Source organism: Pseudomonas sp. GNP013 (genome assembly GCF_054343995.1).
Genome location: NZ_JBTGUT010000001.1, coordinates 4148155 through 4163490 on the forward strand (window position 1 = coordinate 4148155; position 15336 = coordinate 4163490).

A 15336-nucleotide genomic window follows, 5' to 3' on the forward strand; every position below is an offset into this window, starting at 1 on the left:
CCTCATTTGGCGTCTTTATTGACCGTGTTGAGCAGGAACTTACCAATCAGGTCCTCAAGCACCAGCGACGACTGCGTGTCGTGGATGGTCGAACCATCCTTGAGCAGGGCTGTTTCCCCACCCACGCTGACACCGATGTACTTCTCACCGAGCAAACCCGCAGTGAGGATAGATGCTGTGGAGTCAGTCGGCAGGTTATCCACCTTCTTGTCCAGTTGCATCGTCACTCGCCCGGTGAAGCTGTCGCGATCCAGATCGATTGCCGTGACCTTGCCGATGGTGACACCGGCCATGGTCACTTTAGCTCTGACAGTCAAACCGGCGATATTGTCGAAGTACGCGTAAAGTTTATAGGTATCGGCGGTGGGGCTGGCCGAAAGACCGCTGACCCGCAGGGCCAGCAACAGTAAAGCCAGGATGCCAGCCAGCAAGAAAAGGCCGACACCGATTTCCACAGTGCGGTTTTGCATCAGAAGTCTCCAAACATCAAGGCGGTCAAAATGAAGTCAAGGCCCAGTACCGCCAGCGAGGCGTACACAACGGTCTTGGTGGTGGCACGGCTGATCCCCTCTGAAGTGGGCTCACAGTCATAGCCTTGGAATACGGCGATCCAGGTCACGACAAACGCGAAGACAATGCTCTTTATGATGCCGTTGAGCACATCACCCGTGAAGGTCACGCTGTTTTGCATGTTGGCCCAGTAGGAACCGTCATAGACGCCCAGCCAGTCCACGGCAACCCAAGAGCCGCCCCAGATGCCCACCACGCTGAAAATCATCGCCAGCAGCGGCAGGGAAATGAAGCCGGCCCACAGGCGTGGGGCAACGATGTACTTGAGCGGGTCCACACCGATCATTTCCAGGCTGGACAACTGCTCGGTGGATTTCATGTTGCCGATTTCGGCGGTCAGTGCAGAACCTGCGCGCCCGGCGAACAGCAGCGCGGTCACCACCGGCCCCAGCTCACGCAGCAGCGTCAGGGCAACCATCTGGCCTACCGCCTGTTCCGAGCCATAGCTCGAAAGGATGTTGAAGCCTTGCAGCGCCAGCACCATGCCGATGAAAACCCCGGACACCACGATGATCACCAGCGACATCACGCCCACAGCGTGCAATTGCTTAAGCAGCAGGCCAAAGCCACCGCCGATGCCACCGCGCCCCAGCAGGGCGTGGAACAGGAAAATGGTCGAACGACCCAGCACTTCGATGATATCGATGCCGGACCGACCGAAAAGGCGAACCTTCTCGATAAGAGATGTCTTGCGCATCAACGCTTCCCCAGAAGGTCTGAGCGGTAATCCGCTGCCGGAAAATGAAAGGGCACCGGACCATCGGGATCACCGGTCATGAATTGGCGAATGCGCGGGTTGTCGGCGTTCATCAGCTCTTCGGGCGTGCCCTGCCCCAGCACCTGGCCATCGCCGACGACATACAGGTAGTCGGCGATGCTCGCTGTTTCGGCCAGGTCGTGGGAGACCACGATACTGGTGATTCCCAGCGCATCGTTGAGCAGACGGATCAGGCGCACCAGGACACCCATGGCGATCGGGTCCTGGCCCACGAAGGGCTCGTCGTACATGAGGATCTGCGGATCCAGGGCAATGGCTCGCGCCAGCGCGACACGGCGCTTCATGCCGCCTGACAGTTCGTCCGGCATCAGGTCGATGGCTCCGCGAAGGCCGACGGCCTGCAGTTTCAACAACACGATGTCACGAATCATCTCGTCGGACAGCTGGGTATGCACCCGCAACGGGAAGGCCACGTTCTCGAACACGTCCAGGTCTGTGAACAGCGCGCCGCTCTGGAACAGCACACCCATGTGCTTGCGCGCGTCGAACAGATCACTGCGCGACAGCGTCGGCAGGTTCTGGCCATTGACCCACACTTCGCCGGCGCTGGGCCGCAACTGCATGCCCATCAGACGCAACAGGGTGGTCTTGCCGCAACCGGAAGGCCCCATGATGCCCGTGACCTTGCCGCGGGGAATGCGAATATCGACGTTATTGAAGATGCTGCGCGTCCCGCGCTTGAAGGAAAGGCCCTTCAGCTCGACCGCGTAGGCGTTATCGGCACTCATCTAAACTCCTTGGGATGCGGACTCACACTCAGACACCACGTGAACGACAAACGTTTACACGCTTGCGCAATATAAATAGCCGCGTGTGCTGGGCGGGCCGAACAAGCGGCGAACTATATCACCGCTGGTGCAGAGCCCCCAAGGCCGGAACATCGCTCGTTCAGAATCAGGACAGCGAAAAAACCGCGAGGATGTAACCGAGTGTAAATTTGCGCCTATCGAATAAACCCTGACGATCTAGCGTGAGGGAATTGTTCATTACCGCTATAATCGCCGACTTTTCGTCAGGCTATACGACTTCAGACATGAGCCAATCCAGCGACCTCATTCAATCCGCACAACGTACGATCCGCCTGGAGCTTGAAGCCGTAGAAGGCTTGCTGGCCCATATCGACGCGGATTTTGTACGCGCCTGTGAGCTGATTCTGGCCAGCAAGGGCCGCGTTGTGGTGGTCGGCATGGGCAAATCCGGCCATGTCGGCAATAAGATTGCCGCCACCCTGGCGAGCACCGGTACCACCGCTTTTTTCGTGCACCCGGCTGAAGCCAGTCATGGCGACATGGGCATGATCACCCGCGACGACGTGATCCTGGCCCTGTCCAACTCCGGTACCACCAACGAAATCGTGACCCTGCTGCCGCTGATCAAGCGCCTGGGTATCCAGATGATCAGTGTCACCGGCAACCCGGAGTCGACGCTGGCCAAGGCCGCCGACGTCAATCTGAACGTACACGTGACCCACGAAGCGTGCCCGCTTAACCTGGCGCCGACCTCCTCCACCACCGCCACCCTGGTGATGGGCGATGCGCTCGCCGTGGCGCTGCTCGAAGCGCGCGGGTTCACCGCTGAAGACTTCGCGTTTTCCCACCCCGGTGGTGCCCTGGGCCGTCGCCTGCTGCTCAAGGTGGAACATGTGATGCATTCGGGGGATGAACTGCCTCACGTCCAGCGCGGTACCCTGCTCAAGGATGCGCTGATGGAAATGACGCGCAAGGGCCTGGGCATGACCGTTATTCTGGAAGCGGACGGGCGACTGGCCGGCGTGTTCACGGACGGCGACCTGCGTCGCACCCTGGACCGCACCATCGATATCCACACGGCCACCATTGATGCGGTGATGACGCCCCACGGCAAGACGGCACGCCCCGAGATGCTGGCAGCCGAAGCGCTGAAGATCATGGAAGACCACAAGATCGGCGCGCTGGTGGTGGTCAATGCCGACGACCGCCCGATTGGCGCCCTGAACATGCACGACTTGCTGCGTGCGGGAGTGATGTAAATGAGCGACGACCTGCTGCAACGCGGCAAACACATCAAATTGGCGATTTTCGACGTGGACGGCGTATTGACTGATGGCCGCCTTTACTTCCTCGAAGATGGCAGCGAATTCAAGACGTTCAACACCCTCGATGGCCAGGGCATCAAGATGTTGATGGCCGCAGGCGTGCAAACGGCCATTATCAGTGGTCGAAAAACACCCGTTGTGGAACGCCGCGCACAAAACCTGGGTATTCCTCACCTGTATCAGGGCCGTGAGGATAAACTGGTGGTGCTCGACGAGCTTCTTGGCCAACTCAACCTAAGCTATGAGCAGGTCGCCTACCTGGGTGACGACTTGCCGGACCTGCCGGTGATTCGCCGCGTGGGCCTGGGCATGGCCGTCGCCAATGCTGCTGCGTTCGTGCGTGAACACGCCCATGGCGTCACGACCGCCCGCGGCGGCGAAGGCGCCGCCCGCGAGTTCTGCGAGCTGATCCTGCGTGCCCAGGGCCGCCTTGAAGCGGCCCACGCCGCCTACCTATAGAGCGTTTTATGCTGAGCAAAAAGATTCGCAACTTCCTGTTATTCGGGGTCATTGCCGCGCTGTTCCTCGCGGTAGGCTACTGGAATATCAGCCCGGAGCGCTTTCTCGACCAGCCTGTTGCGCAGGTTGACGAAGGGGTTATCGACTATTACGCAACCAACGCCTACAGCGTGCAGTTTCTGCCCGATGGCAAGGTGCAGTACGAGATGACATCGGACAAGGTCGAGCATTTGAAGGCTTCCGAAGTCACGCTGCTGACCAACCCGGACCTGAATCTGTACCGTGGCACCGAGTTCCCGTGGCACGTGACCAGCAAGCGTGGCGAGGTCAACCCGGACGGCACCGAGGTGGAACTGATCGACTCGGTGCGCGTCGCACGAACTGACGCGCAGAACCGCGACACCATCATTACCAGCAGTCGCATGACCGTATTCCCACAAAGGCAATATGCGCAGACCGAGCAAGACGTTAGAATCGACGGCGCTGGCGGTGTATCGACTGGCAAGGGAATGAAAGCGTATTTGAAAGAAAGCAGGATACACCTGCTATCGAACGTAAGAGGACAGTATGAGGCTCGTTAAAACTCTCCCTATTTTGCTCGGTCTGGGCGCAGCACTGGGAAGCGTGAGCGCCTGGGCTCTGCCGAACGATAGCCAGCAACCGATCCACATCTCGGCTGACGATGCTCAGCTCGATGACAAGCAAGGCGTCGCAACCTACACCGGCGGCGTCATCATCACCCAGGGCTCGATGAAGATCACCGGCAACACGGTGACCCTCACCCGCACCCCGGCTGGCGACATCGACGTGGTGACGTCGGTGGGTAACCTGGCCTACTTCGAGCAGAAGCAGGCCCCTGCCGATACCGGCCCGATGAAGGGCTACGGCAAGACCATCCAGTATCACGCCCAGCAGAATCGCATCGTGCTGATCGACCAGGCCAAGGTGCTGAGCCCCGATGGCAACTCCACGGAAGGTGAAAAAATCACCTATGACACCGTGAAGCAGATCGCCAACGCCGGTCGCGCCAATGGCTCCAAGGTCACTGCACCCCGTCCGCGAATCGACATGGTTATCCAGCCGAAGAAGAAGGCCGAGTAATGGCAACCCTGAAAGCCCAGCATCTGGCCAAGGCCTACAAAAGCCGTCAGGTCGTGCGCGACGTCAGCCTGTCGATCGACAGCGGCCAGATCGTCGGCTTGCTCGGCCCCAACGGCGCCGGCAAGACCACCTGCTTCTACATGATCGTGGGCCTCGTCCAGGCCGACCAGGGGCGTGTGCTGATCGACGACCTCGACGTCAGCCACCAGCCCATGCACGGTCGTGCACGCGCCGGTATCGGCTATCTGCCACAGGAAGCGTCGATTTTCCGCAAGCTGTCGGTTGCCGACAACATCATGGCGATCCTCGAGACCCGCAAGGAACTCGACCGCGACGGCCGCCGTCAGGAGCTGGAAAGCCTGCTGCAGGAATTCCACATCAACCACATTCGCGACAACCTCGGCATGAGTCTGTCCGGTGGTGAGCGTCGCCGCGTGGAAATCGCCCGCGCCCTGGCGACGGCACCCAAGTTCATCCTGCTGGACGAACCGTTTGCCGGCGTCGACCCGATTTCGGTCGGCGACATCAAGCAGATCATCCATCATCTCAAGGCCAAGGGTATCGGTGTGCTGATCACCGACCACAACGTCCGTGAGACCCTCGATATCTGCGAGACCGCCTATATCGTCAACGATGGCCAACTGATCGCCGAAGGCGATTCGGCGACTATCCTGGCCAACGAACTGGTCAAGGAAGTGTACCTGGGTCACGAGTTCCGCCTGTAGACACGGTGGTATCAGGGCGTTCGCCGACGAGCGCGCGAGTCAATGAAAACCTCAGTATTTTTATTGTCATCGCGCTCTAGGCAAAGCACCTGATATCAGGCATATAATTTGCTTATGTTTGGCGCTCGCGCGCCCTGTCGTGGATGGCGCATTGCGCCGGCGAATAAGGTGTTAAGCCCCTGCCATGAAACCATCGCTAGTCCTGAGAATGGGCCAGCAGCTGACGATGACACCGCAGCTGCAACAGGCCATCCGCCTGCTCCAATTGTCGACCCTGGACCTGCAACAGGAAATCCAGGAGGCCCTGGAGTCCAATCCGATGCTCGAACGCCAGGAAGAAGGCGACGACTTCGATAATGCAGACCCACTGGCCGACAACATCGAGCAAAAACCCAACCCGGACGTGCAGGAACCCTCCTATCAGGAAACTGCCCCCACGGTGGACAACCTCGAGGAAGGCGACTGGAACGAACGCATTCCCAACGAACTGCCCGTGGACACCGCCTGGGAAGACGTCTACCAGACCAGCGCGAGCAGCTTGCCCAGCAATGATGATGACGAGTGGGACTTCACCACCCGCACCTCCGTCGGCGAGAGCTTGCAAAGCCACCTGCTGTGGCAGTTGAACCTGGCGCCGATGTCCGACACTGATCGCCTGATCGCCGTCACCCTGATCGACTGCATCAACAACCAGGGCTATCTGGACGAGACGCTCGACGAAATTCTGGAGGCTTTCGACCCCGAACTGGATATCGAGCTGGACGAGATTGAAGCCGTCCTGCACCGTATCCAGCAGTTCGAGCCCGCCGGTATCGGTGCGCGCAACCTCAGTGAATGCCTGCTGCTGCAATTGCGTCAATTGCCCGCCAGGACGCCATGGCTCGCTGAAGCCCAGCGCCTGGTTACCGACTACATCGACCTGTTGGGCAGCCGTGACTATAGCCAGCTGATGCGTCGCATGAAGCTCAAGGAAGATGAACTGCGCCAGGTCATCGAGCTGGTGCAGAGCCTCAACCCGAGGCCGGGCTCGCAGATCGAATCCAGCGAAGCCGAATACGTGGTCCCCGACGTGATCGTCCGCAAGGACAACGAGCGCTGGCTGGTGGAGTTGAACCAGGAATCCGTGCCGCGCCTGCGGGTCAACCCGCAGTACGCCGGCTTTGTGCGCCGCGCCGACACCAGTGCCGACAACACCTTCATGCGCAATCAGTTGCAGGAAGCCCGCTGGTTCATCAAGAGCCTGCAAAGCCGCAACGAAACCCTGATGAAAGTGGCCACCCAGATCGTCGAGCATCAGCGCGGCTTCCTGGAGTACGGCGACGAAGCGATGAAACCGCTGGTGCTGCACGATATCGCGGAAGCGGTGGGCATGCACGAATCGACGATTTCGCGGGTCACCACACAGAAATTCATGCATACCCCGCGGGGTATATATGAGCTGAAATACTTTTTCTCCAGCCACGTCAGCACCTCCGAAGGCGGCGAATGCTCGTCCACGGCGATTCGCGCAATCATCAAAAAACTGGTTGCCGCGGAAAATCAGAAAAAGCCATTGAGTGACAGTAAGATCGCTGGTTTACTGGAGGCACAAGGCATTCAGGTCGCCCGTCGAACCGTCGCCAAGTATCGCGAATCCCTTGGGATCGCGCCTTCCAGCGAGCGTAAGCGGTTGATGTGACGGGCGGGCCACAGCGTTCCAGTGGCAGGCGCTTTTCGCCTGTCGCTTTATGCACTGGCAACGAAGGAGAAGCTGTATGCAAGTCAACATCAGTGGACACCAGCTGGAAGTCACCAAGCCCCTGCGTGAATACACCGAGAGCAAGCTGAACAAGCTTGCGGGGCATTTCGACAAGATCACCAATGTGCAGGTCATCATGGAGGTCGACAAGCTCAAGCAGAAAATCGAAGCCACCCTGCACGTACCGAATGCCAAGCTCGTCGCCAATGCGGAACACGAAGACATGTACGCGGCGATTGACTCGCTCTACGACAAGCTCGACCGCCAACTCATAAAGCATAAGGAAAAGAATCTGCACCTGATGCAAGGTACAGGTCGTTAACTCCCCCCCATGATCCGACTTGAAACCATCCTGACCCCCGGCCGTTCCCTGGTGAACGCGCCGGGTGGCAGTAAGAAAAAAGCCCTCGAACACATTGCCAACCTGATCAGCCGGGAAGTGCCCGAGCTGGATGAGCAGGTCGTGTTCAAGGCCCTGATCGACCGTGAAAAACTGGGCTCCACCGGTTTTGGCAACGGCATCGCCATTCCTCACTGCCGACTCAAAGGCTGCGACACACCGGTCAGCGCCTTGCTGCACCTGGAAAGACCCATTGATTTCGATGCCATCGACGGCGCTCCGGTCGACCTGCTCTTCGTTTTGCTGGTCCCGGAAGCGGCCACCGATGCTCACCTGGAACTGCTTCGGCAGATCGCCAGCATGCTCGACCGCAAGGAAGTACGTCATAAACTGCGCAACGCCAGCAGCAATGAGGCGTTGTATCAGGTTGTGCTGGACGAGCAATAACCATGCGCCTGATCATTGTCAGTGGCCGCTCCGGCTCGGGTAAAAGCACCGCACTCAATGTGCTTGAAGACAGCGGTTTTTATTGCATCGATAATTTGCCCGCCGGCCTGCTGCCGGAACTGGCCGAACGCGCGCTTATCCATACCGAATTGGCGCAACCGCTGGTCGCCGTTTCGATTGATGCACGCAACCTGCCCAGCCACCTCTCGCGGTTCCCTGAACTGCTCGAAGAAGTGCGCGGCAAGCATATTCATTGTGATGTGCTGTACCTGGACGCCGACGAAGAGACGCTGCTCAAGCGTTTCTCCGAAACCCGCCGGCGCCACCCGCTGAGCAGCCCGAACCGCTCGCTGGCCGAGGCCATCGAAGACGAGACCACGCTGCTGGGGCCGATCATTGATCTGGCCGACCTCAAGATCAACACCACCAACCTGAACCTGTACCAGCTGCGCGACGCCATCAAGCTGCGTCTGCTCAATCAGCCTGAGCCCGGTACCGCCTTTCTGGTCGAGTCATTTGGCTTCAAACGCGGCATGCCGGTGGATGCCGACCTGGTGTTCGACGTGCGCTGCCTGCCCAATCCTTACTGGAAGCCAGAGTTGCGCGAACAATCCGGTCTGGATCAGCCGGTGATCGATTACCTGGCCGCGCAACCGGATGTGGAGGATATGTTCCAGGACATCTCCACCTACCTGCTCAAATGGCTGCCGCGCTTTGCCGCGAGCAATCGCGCTTATGTCACCATAGCCATCGGCTGCACCGGCGGTCACCACCGCTCCGTCTACCTGACAGAACGTCTTGGCCTGGTGCTGCAGCAAACCCTCAAGAACGTTCAGGTCCGCCACCGCGACCTAAGCTGAAAGGAACACCTCCGCGATGCCCGCTCTGGAAATTCAAATTATCAACAAGCTGGGCCTCCACGCCCGGGCTTCGGCCAAATTCGTCGGCGTTGCCGGGAAGTTTCCTTGCCAGATCCGCGCCGGGCGTACACCGGAGTCGATGGTCGATGGCAAAAGCATCATGGCAATCATGATGCTGGCTGCGAGCAAGGGCACCACGATTCATCTGAAAACCGAAGGTGAGCAGGAGGAGGAAGCGATGGCAGCCTTGGTGGAGTTGATCAACAACAAGTTTGACGAAGGTGAATAACCGCCAACCTGAGTAGCAGCGCGGCCTAACCCAGGGCAGTGTCCATCACCATCATCAAGCAAAACCCCAGGCACAACCCAAGGCTGGCAAGCTTGTCGTGACCATTGCGCCGCGACTCGGGGATCACTTCGTGAGTCACCACCAGCAGCATCGCGCCCGCAGCCAATGCCAGGCCCAATGGCAACAGCACTTCTGCAAGGGTGACCAGCCAGGCACAGAGCACGGCGAACACCGGTTCCACCAGGCCTGAAGCGGCGCCGATCAGGAACGCCTTGACCCGCGACATACCTGCTCCCGCCAGTACCAGCGCGATCACCAGTCCTTCCGGCACATCCTGCAGCGCGATGCCCATCGCCAGGCTGTCGGCATCCGGCATGCCGCCGCCGGCGGACACCCCCACCGCCATGCCTTCCGGAATGTTGTGGGCGATGATGGCAAATACAAACAACCAGATTCGAGGCGGGATGACCGGTTTATCCGGTGTGCCCACCAACATCTCCGGACTGGTGCCGGAAACCTTGCGATCCACCAAATACAGCCCGAATGCGCCCAGCATGATGCCGAAACTGATCAGGCCACTGGCGGCCCAAGGCGAAAGCCCCAGGCTTTCGGCGGCGGAAATACCCGGCACCACCAGCGAAAAGGCGGTCGCAGCCAGCATCACCCCCGCCCCGAAGCCCAATAGCGTATCGCTCAACGCCACCGGCATGCGCCGGATTACCAGTACGGGTACCGCGCCCAAAGCTGTGCCGAGCGCGCAGAGCGCACCGCCCTGCAGGGCACGCAGGATGCGCGGTTCCAGGTCCAGCCAGGCCAGCCCGTGGGCCACCAGCAATGCAGTGCCTGCCAGCAGCAGCAGCGAGCCAAACGCATAGCGAAACAATCGCACGCTGCTGATCGCCAGTGTTCCAGTACCCATAGTCGGCCTTAGGTCTTGTTATGGAGATAAATATCAGGCCACGGCGGCCTGATAGCGTGCAGACACTTCGGGCCAGTTGATAACGCTGTAGAAGGCGTTGATGTATTCCGGGCGGCGGTTCTGGTACAGCAGGTAATACGCATGCTCCCAAACGTCCAGACCCAGGATCGGGGTATTGCCGTTCATCAGCGGGCTGTCCTGATTACCGCTGCTTTCCACCACCAGGGTCTTTTGCGGAGTAACGCTCAGCCAGGCCCAACCGCTGCCGAAGCGGGTCAGCGCGGCTTTGGTGAATGCCTCCTTGAAGCTTTCGAAGCCGCCCAATTGCTGATCAATCGCCTTGCCCAGTGCGCCTTCGGGCTTGCCGCCACCTTTGGGCGACATGACGGCCCAGAACAACGAGTGGTTAGCATGGCCCCCGCCCTGATTGATCACCGCAGCGCGCAACTTCTCGGGCAACTGCTGGACGCTGGACACCAGCTTTTCAATCGGCCAGTCGGCAAACTCAGTACCATCAACCGCAGCGTTCAAGTTGTTGATGTAGGTCTGATGGTGCCTGGTGTAGTGGATTTCCATGGTTTGCGCATCGATGTGCGGTTCCAGGGCATCGTAGGCGTAGGGCAAGGCAGGCAAGGTGTAACTCATATCAATGTGCTCCGTATTGAGACGGGGTCGGTTGCACCGCGGCACCGCCCAGCAGGCGATGAGTGCGTGGGTATTCACCGTGATCGCTGATGAAATTCAGCAGTTCGACGTAGGTTTTGCTGCTTTGGCGCAATGCCGCCTCACGCAGTTGCGGCGGCAGACGCGGGTCCTGCATGGTCTGCAACAGGCGCTGATGGACCGCGCAGAGGTATTCGGCGCTTTCCTCAGGCTGGTTCAGGCGCAGGTGCAGGTCCGCCAGGTTGTGATGGGAAATGACGCAGGCCGCCACCGCTTCGTCGGCATCCGCCCAGCGTTCGAACAACACTTGCGCCAGGGCCAAGGCTTGCAGGTAGGCCTCGCGAGCGTCAACCAGTTCACCGGCCATAAAACAGCGATTGGCCCGTTCGATCGTGCGTTTCCAGTGCTCCATGGTGAGCCTCCAAAGCAGGTCGGTGATTACACGCCGCCGGCCGTGAGCTTTTCCGGGTCCAGCAGGACCTCCAGTTGGCTACGCGGCAAGTCAGTGTGTTCAAGGGCGACATCGATCACCGGGCGACCCTGCTGATAGGCCTTTTTGGCGATTTCAGCCGCCTTCTGGTAACCAATGATCGGGTTGAGTGCCGTCACCAGGATCGGGTTGCGCGACAACGCTTCCTTGAGCCGGGCTTCGTTGACCTTGAAGCCGGCAATCGCCTTGTCCGCCAGCAGACGGCTGGAATTGCCCAGCAGTTCGAGGCTGCTGAGCAGGTTCTGGGCGATGATCGGCAGCATCACGTTGAGTTCGAAGTTGCCCGACTGGCCGGCGATGGTGATCACCGTGTCATTGCCGATCACCTGCGCGGCGACCATGGCGGTCGCCTCGGGGATTACCGGGTTGACCTTGCCGGGCATGATCGACGAACCCGGCTGCAAAGCCTGCAGTTCGATTTCGCCCAGGCCGGCCAATGGGCCCGAGTTCATCCAGCGCAGGTCATTGGCGATTTTCATCAGTGACACGGCGGTCGCCTTCAGTTGGCCCGACACCGCAACGGCGGTGTCCTGGGAGCCGATCAGCGCGAACAGGTTCTTGCCAGGGGTGAATTTCACGCCGGTCAGGCTGCTCAGTTGCTGACTGAAGCGCGCGGCGAATTCGGGATGTGCGTTGATGCCCGTGCCCACGGCGGTGCCGCCCTGGGCCAGGGCCTGCAGACTGGGCAGCAGGTCCTGCAGATGCCCGATGTTGGCCTTGAGCTGCTGCGCCCAGCCGTTGAGCACCTGACTCATGCGTACCGGCATGGCGTCCATCAGATGGGTGCGGCCGGTCTTGATGAACGGATGCACCTGCTCGGCTTTCTGCTCGATAACCTGCACCAGATGCAGCAGCGCCGGTAACGTTTGCTCATGCAACACCATTGCTGCGCTGACGTGAATGGTGGTGGGGATGATGTCGTTGCTGCTTTGCCCGCAGTTGACGTGATCGTTGGGGTTGACCCCCTCGCCCAGCAGGCGGCTGGCGAGGGTGGCGATCACTTCGTTGGCGTTCATGTTGGAGCTGGTGCCGGAACCGGTCTGGAAGATATCCACCGGGAAGTGGCGCATGAAGTCGCCTTCGAGCAAACCCTGGGCGGCGTCGACGATAGCCTTGCCCTGCCCTTCGCTGATCTGTTTGAGCTCGACATTGGCCTTGGCGGCGGCGGCCTTGGCCAGGATCAGCGCGCGAATGAAGGGTGCCGGCATGCGCTGATGGCTGATCGGGAAGTTGTCCACGGCGCGCTGGGTCTGGGCGCCGTACAGAGCCTCGGCCGGTACGTGCAGTTCGCCCATGCTGTCGCGTTCGATACGGGTGTTACTCATCGGAGGATCCTTGCACCAGGTCAGAAACAGAAAGGGAGGGCTGCAATTGGCACGTCGCCAATTGCCAGGCAAACGCCTGCCAGCGCTTGAGGCGACAGGCACAGCTGGAAAGTTTTTCCAGGTCGCGCAGCGGGCGCCAGGCCTGATCCAGGCACAGCGATCGCCAGTGCCACGGCAGGGCAATATCGCTGGCGGTGTCGATCAGCAAGCGGAATGAGGTTTCAGCAATTGTCCACGGGTGAGTCGCCGTACAGCACGCGAGGTAACGACCCTCGTTGAGGTAATGCTCGATCAGGCGCGGCTCGTTGGGATCGAGGCCGCAGCGAATCTGACGGCTCATCCAGCGCCAACTTTCGAGGTAGGGATCTTCATGCAGGACGCGACTCATAACCCACTCTCATTCGGTAATGATATTTATTATTAAATGATAATCAGAATCAACGCAATGGCGGCAGCGTGATCCGTCGACAATCCAGGCATAAAAAAAACGCGCTATCCGTGTGGAATAGCGCGCTTTTTATTTGAGACGAAAGGGGGGTCAGCTGCCCGCCACCGTCATCCGCTCGATCAGTACCGAACCTGTGCGAATGTTGCTGCGCAGCTCCAGATCATTCCCGACCGCTACGATCTGCTTGAACATATCGCGCATGTTGCCAGCGATGGTGACTTCCTGGACCGCGAACTGAATCTCGCCGTTCTCCACCCAGAAACCCGCGGCGCCGCGCGAGTAATCCCCGGTGACCATGTTCAGGCCGTGCCCCATCAGTTCGGTTACCAGCAGGCCACGTCCCATACGACGCAACAGCGCGGCCTGGTCTTCATCGCCATGGCTCACGAACAGGTTATGCACGCCGCCAGCGTTGGCGGTGCTGGGCAGGCCGAGCTTGCGACCGGCGTAGGTACCCAGCACATAGGACACCAACTCACCCTGCTCGACGAACGGCTTGGCATAGGTGGCCAGGCCATCACCGTCGAACGATGAACTGCCCATCGCGCGCATCAGGTGCGGACGCTCATCGATGGTCATCCACTCCGGAAACAGCGTCTGACCGATAGCCCCCTCAAGGAAAGAGGATTTGCGGTACAGGTTGCCACCGGAAATCGCCCCCAGGAAACTGCCGAACAAGCCCCCGGCCAGCTCTGCGGAAAACAGCACCGGCACTTCACAGGTTGGCACCGGGCGCGCACCGAGGCGGCTCGCGGCGCGCTGTGCTGCGCGCTGGCCGATGCTGACCGGGTCGGCCAGCAACTCGCCCTGGCGATTTACGTCGTACCAGTAGTCACGCTGCATCTGGCCATTGGCTTCGGCAATCATGACGCAGCTCAAACTGTGACGAGTCGACGCATAACCACCGATAAATCCATGGCTGTTGCCATACACACGGCAACCCTGGTGAGTGCTCAACGTGGTGCCATCGGCGTTCTTGATGCGGGCATCTGCGTCGAACGCCGCGGCCTCACACGTCAGCGCCTGTTCGATCGCCTGCTCAGGCGTGATGTCCCAGGCGTGGAACAGATCGAAGTCCTGCACGTCCCTGGCCATCAGCGCCTTGTCGGCCAGGCCCGAGCTTTCGTCCTCGGAAGTGTGCCTGGCAATCGCCAGGGCGGCGGCGACGGTTTCGCGTATCGCGTCCGGGCCGCTGGCCGAGGTGCTCGCCGAGCCTTTGCGCTGACCGACGTACAGGGTGATGCCAAACCCCTGGTCACGGTTGAACTCGACAGTTTCCACTTCCCGCTGACGCACCGAAGTCGACAGCCCCTGCTCCAGCGACACCGCCACTTCACAGGCACCGGCCCCCTGGCGCCTGGCCTCGGCAAGGATCTGCTCGACTTGTTCCTGCAGTGCCGGTAACGCTTGCGGACCGACGCTTTGGGCTGCACTCATGGTTTTCTCCACTCAAAATCTGCTTTCGGTTAAGGCCATCGAGCGACCGGGCCGGACAAGCGGCCCCCGACTGGTTATCATGGCGGCGTTTCTTTGCGGACTGCCACCATGGTTGATTCTTACGACGACTCCCTCGATGGGGAGAAAAGCAAAACCCAGGTCAAACGCGAGCTGCATGCGCTGGTTGACCTCGGCGAGCGCCTTACAACGCTCAAGAAAGATTTGATTGCCAAACTGCCACTGACCGACGAAATGCGCCGGGCGCTGGCCGATGCGCCCAAGCACAGCGCGAATATCGCGCGTAAACGGCACATCATGTTTATCGGCAAATTGATGCGCGATCAGGACATTGACGCCATCCTGGCCCTGCTTGATCAAACCGATGCCTCCACTCGCCAGTACAACGAACGCTTCCACAACCTGGAACGTTGGCGTGACCGCCTGATTGCGGGCGATGACGCCGTGCTGGAGAAATTCGTGCTGGACTACCCGGACGCGGACCGCCAGCAACTGCGCTCCCTGATCCGTCAGGCCCAGCACGAGCAGGCGCATAACAAGGCGCCAGCCACCAGCCGTAAAATCTTCAAGTACATCCGTGAGCTGGACGAGACTCAACGCGGCCTGCGCTGATCCTCTTCCCCGGGTGGCGGTCTGCGCCACCCGAAGCTCCATC

Annotated in this window: 20 protein-coding genes; 11 read left to right on the top strand and 9 right to left on the bottom strand. The window is 60.0% G+C overall.

Features of this window, described 5'->3' with window-relative positions; all coding sequences use genetic code 11:
• Nucleotides 1-2: 2 nt before the first annotated feature.
• Genes mlaD through ACXX81_RS18285 form a run of 3 tightly spaced genes read right to left on the bottom strand, consistent with a single transcriptional unit; the run spans nucleotide 3 to nucleotide 2076 of the window.
• Nucleotides 3-470, bottom strand: coding sequence for an outer membrane lipid asymmetry maintenance protein MlaD (gene mlaD, locus ACXX81_RS18275; protein ID WP_003171814.1), 468 nt, complete (start codon nucleotides 468-470; stop codon nucleotides 3-5).
• Complete coding sequence (gene mlaE / locus ACXX81_RS18280; RefSeq protein ID WP_005784853.1) at nucleotides 470-1267, bottom strand: lipid asymmetry maintenance ABC transporter permease subunit MlaE; 798 nt, start codon at nucleotides 1265-1267, stop codon at nucleotides 470-472. Before mlaE ends, mlaD begins: the two co-directional genes overlap by 1 nt.
• Nucleotides 1267-2076 (bottom strand): ATP-binding cassette domain-containing protein, encoded by an 810-nt coding sequence (locus ACXX81_RS18285; protein WP_003216128.1) that lies wholly within the window; start codon nucleotides 2074-2076, stop codon nucleotides 1267-1269. Before ACXX81_RS18285 ends, mlaE begins: the two co-directional genes overlap by 1 nt.
• Before the next feature lie 305 nt (nucleotides 2077-2381).
• Here ACXX81_RS18285 and ACXX81_RS18290 point away from each other — a divergent pair, with 305 nt between their 5' ends.
• From ACXX81_RS18290 to ACXX81_RS18335, 10 genes are all read left to right on the top strand, one after another.
• Nucleotides 2382-3356, top strand: coding sequence for a KpsF/GutQ family sugar-phosphate isomerase (locus ACXX81_RS18290; protein WP_209988666.1), 975 nt, complete (start codon nucleotides 2382-2384; stop codon nucleotides 3354-3356).
• Complete coding sequence (locus ACXX81_RS18295; protein ID WP_057006865.1) at nucleotides 3357-3881, top strand: KdsC family phosphatase; 525 nt, start codon at nucleotides 3357-3359, stop codon at nucleotides 3879-3881.
• Nucleotides 3882-3889: 8 nt separating this feature from the next.
• On the top strand, nucleotides 3890-4462 hold the full coding sequence (lptC, locus tag ACXX81_RS18300) for an LPS export ABC transporter periplasmic protein LptC (protein WP_004372088.1): 573 nt from the start codon (nucleotides 3890-3892) through the stop codon (nucleotides 4460-4462).
• A complete protein-coding gene (lptA, locus tag ACXX81_RS18305; protein ID WP_032870591.1) occupies nucleotides 4449-4982 on the top strand; it encodes a lipopolysaccharide transport periplasmic protein LptA in 534 nt (177 codons plus the stop codon). The genes lptC and lptA overlap by 14 nt, the downstream gene beginning before the upstream one ends.
• On the top strand, nucleotides 4982-5707 hold the full coding sequence (lptB, locus tag ACXX81_RS18310; protein ID WP_004372092.1) for an LPS export ABC transporter ATP-binding protein: 726 nt from the start codon (nucleotides 4982-4984) through the stop codon (nucleotides 5705-5707). The genes lptA and lptB overlap by 1 nt, the downstream gene beginning before the upstream one ends.
• A 184-nt stretch (nucleotides 5708-5891) precedes the next feature.
• Nucleotides 5892-7385 (top strand): RNA polymerase factor sigma-54, encoded by a 1494-nt coding sequence (locus tag ACXX81_RS18315; RefSeq protein ID WP_209988663.1) that lies wholly within the window; start codon nucleotides 5892-5894, stop codon nucleotides 7383-7385.
• A gap of 76 nt (nucleotides 7386-7461) precedes the next feature.
• The gene (gene hpf, locus ACXX81_RS18320; RefSeq protein ID WP_003171804.1) at nucleotides 7462-7767 is read left to right on the top strand and encodes a ribosome hibernation-promoting factor, HPF/YfiA family; all 306 of its coding nucleotides are present in this window, start codon (nucleotides 7462-7464) and stop codon (nucleotides 7765-7767) included.
• 9 nt (nucleotides 7768-7776) lie between these two features.
• Nucleotides 7777-8232, top strand: a complete 456-nt coding sequence (gene ptsN / locus ACXX81_RS18325; RefSeq protein ID WP_004372099.1) for a PTS IIA-like nitrogen regulatory protein PtsN — start codon at nucleotides 7777-7779, stop codon at nucleotides 8230-8232.
• Nucleotides 8233-8234: 2 nt separating this feature from the next.
• The gene (gene rapZ / locus ACXX81_RS18330; RefSeq protein WP_209988657.1) at nucleotides 8235-9092 is read left to right on the top strand and encodes an RNase adapter RapZ; all 858 of its coding nucleotides are present in this window, start codon (nucleotides 8235-8237) and stop codon (nucleotides 9090-9092) included.
• Nucleotides 9093-9108: 16 nt separating this feature from the next.
• Nucleotides 9109-9381, top strand: a complete 273-nt coding sequence (locus ACXX81_RS18335) for an HPr family phosphocarrier protein (protein ID WP_209988654.1) — start codon at nucleotides 9109-9111, stop codon at nucleotides 9379-9381.
• A gap of 25 nt (nucleotides 9382-9406) precedes the next feature.
• Here ACXX81_RS18335 and ACXX81_RS18340 read toward each other — a convergent pair whose 3' ends face one another.
• The 6 genes from ACXX81_RS18340 to pmbA all read right to left on the bottom strand — a co-directional run bounded on the left by ACXX81_RS18340 (nucleotide 9407) and on the right by pmbA (nucleotide 14663).
• Nucleotides 9407-10300, bottom strand: coding sequence for a ZIP family metal transporter (locus tag ACXX81_RS18340; RefSeq protein ID WP_209988650.1), 894 nt, complete (start codon nucleotides 10298-10300; stop codon nucleotides 9407-9409).
• Nucleotides 10301-10333: 33 nt separating this feature from the next.
• Complete coding sequence (locus ACXX81_RS18345; protein ID WP_209988648.1) at nucleotides 10334-10945, bottom strand: superoxide dismutase; 612 nt, start codon at nucleotides 10943-10945, stop codon at nucleotides 10334-10336.
• Between the two features lies 1 nt (nucleotide 10946).
• Nucleotides 10947-11375: a DUF2753 family protein gene (locus tag ACXX81_RS18350; protein ID WP_209988645.1), complete on the bottom strand. Its 429-nt coding sequence runs from the start codon at nucleotides 11373-11375 to the stop codon at nucleotides 10947-10949.
• A 26-nt stretch (nucleotides 11376-11401) separates the two neighbouring features.
• A complete protein-coding gene (locus tag ACXX81_RS18355; RefSeq protein WP_209988642.1) occupies nucleotides 11402-12778 on the bottom strand; it encodes a class II fumarate hydratase in 1377 nt (458 codons plus the stop codon).
• Nucleotides 12771-13166: a FagA protein gene (locus ACXX81_RS18360; RefSeq protein ID WP_209988639.1), complete on the bottom strand. Its 396-nt coding sequence runs from the start codon at nucleotides 13164-13166 to the stop codon at nucleotides 12771-12773. Before ACXX81_RS18360 ends, ACXX81_RS18355 begins: the two co-directional genes overlap by 8 nt.
• A 150-nt stretch (nucleotides 13167-13316) precedes the next feature.
• Complete coding sequence (pmbA, locus tag ACXX81_RS18365) at nucleotides 13317-14663, bottom strand: metalloprotease PmbA (RefSeq protein ID WP_458572162.1); 1347 nt, start codon at nucleotides 14661-14663, stop codon at nucleotides 13317-13319.
• A 108-nt stretch (nucleotides 14664-14771) separates the two neighbouring features.
• On the opposite strand from pmbA, the gene yjgA reads away from it, so the two are divergent.
• Nucleotides 14772-15293 carry a ribosome biogenesis factor YjgA gene (yjgA, locus tag ACXX81_RS18370; protein ID WP_004372117.1) on the top strand — a complete coding sequence of 174 codons (522 nt, stop codon included), beginning with the start codon at nucleotides 14772-14774 and terminating at the stop codon, nucleotides 15291-15293.
• The last annotated feature ends 43 nt before the right edge of the window (nucleotides 15294-15336 follow it).

Excerpts from the sequence above, each read along its gene's own strand:
- ACXX81_RS18285 (WP_003216128.1), bottom strand. The coding sequence starts at position 2,076 with ATGAGTGCCGATAACGCCTACGCGGTCGAGCTGAAGGGCCTTTCCTTC.
- mlaE (WP_005784853.1), bottom strand. The coding sequence starts at position 1,267 with ATGCGCAAGACATCTCTTATCGAGAAGGTTCGCCTTTTCGGTCGGTCC.
- ACXX81_RS18350 (WP_209988645.1), bottom strand. The coding sequence starts at position 11,375 with ATGGAGCACTGGAAACGCACGATCGAACGGGCCAATCGCTGTTTTATG.
- lptA (WP_032870591.1), top strand. The coding sequence starts at position 4,449 with ATGAGGCTCGTTAAAACTCTCCCTATTTTGCTCGGTCTGGGCGCAGCA.
- ACXX81_RS18345 (WP_209988648.1), bottom strand. The coding sequence starts at position 10,945 with ATGAGTTACACCTTGCCTGCCTTGCCCTACGCCTACGATGCCCTGGAA.
- hpf (WP_003171804.1), top strand. The coding sequence starts at position 7,462 with ATGCAAGTCAACATCAGTGGACACCAGCTGGAAGTCACCAAGCCCCTG.
- mlaD (WP_003171814.1), bottom strand. The coding sequence starts at position 470 with ATGCAAAACCGCACTGTGGAAATCGGTGTCGGCCTTTTCTTGCTGGCT.
- yjgA (WP_004372117.1), top strand. The coding sequence starts at position 14,772 with ATGGTTGATTCTTACGACGACTCCCTCGATGGGGAGAAAAGCAAAACC.
- ptsN (WP_004372099.1), top strand. The coding sequence starts at position 7,777 with ATGATCCGACTTGAAACCATCCTGACCCCCGGCCGTTCCCTGGTGAAC.
- rapZ (WP_209988657.1), top strand. The coding sequence starts at position 8,235 with ATGCGCCTGATCATTGTCAGTGGCCGCTCCGGCTCGGGTAAAAGCACC.
- ACXX81_RS18290 (WP_209988666.1), top strand. The coding sequence starts at position 2,382 with ATGAGCCAATCCAGCGACCTCATTCAATCCGCACAACGTACGATCCGC.
- ACXX81_RS18315 (WP_209988663.1), top strand. The coding sequence starts at position 5,892 with ATGAAACCATCGCTAGTCCTGAGAATGGGCCAGCAGCTGACGATGACA.
- lptC (WP_004372088.1), top strand. The coding sequence starts at position 3,890 with ATGCTGAGCAAAAAGATTCGCAACTTCCTGTTATTCGGGGTCATTGCC.
- ACXX81_RS18360 (WP_209988639.1), bottom strand. The coding sequence starts at position 13,166 with ATGAGTCGCGTCCTGCATGAAGATCCCTACCTCGAAAGTTGGCGCTGG.
- ACXX81_RS18340 (WP_209988650.1), bottom strand. The coding sequence starts at position 10,300 with ATGGGTACTGGAACACTGGCGATCAGCAGCGTGCGATTGTTTCGCTAT.
- ACXX81_RS18335 (WP_209988654.1), top strand. The coding sequence starts at position 9,109 with ATGCCCGCTCTGGAAATTCAAATTATCAACAAGCTGGGCCTCCACGCC.
- lptB (WP_004372092.1), top strand. The coding sequence starts at position 4,982 with ATGGCAACCCTGAAAGCCCAGCATCTGGCCAAGGCCTACAAAAGCCGT.
- ACXX81_RS18295 (WP_057006865.1), top strand. The coding sequence starts at position 3,357 with ATGAGCGACGACCTGCTGCAACGCGGCAAACACATCAAATTGGCGATT.
- ACXX81_RS18355 (WP_209988642.1), bottom strand. The coding sequence starts at position 12,778 with ATGAGTAACACCCGTATCGAACGCGACAGCATGGGCGAACTGCACGTA.
- pmbA (WP_458572162.1), bottom strand. The coding sequence starts at position 14,663 with ATGAGTGCAGCCCAAAGCGTCGGTCCGCAAGCGTTACCGGCACTGCAG.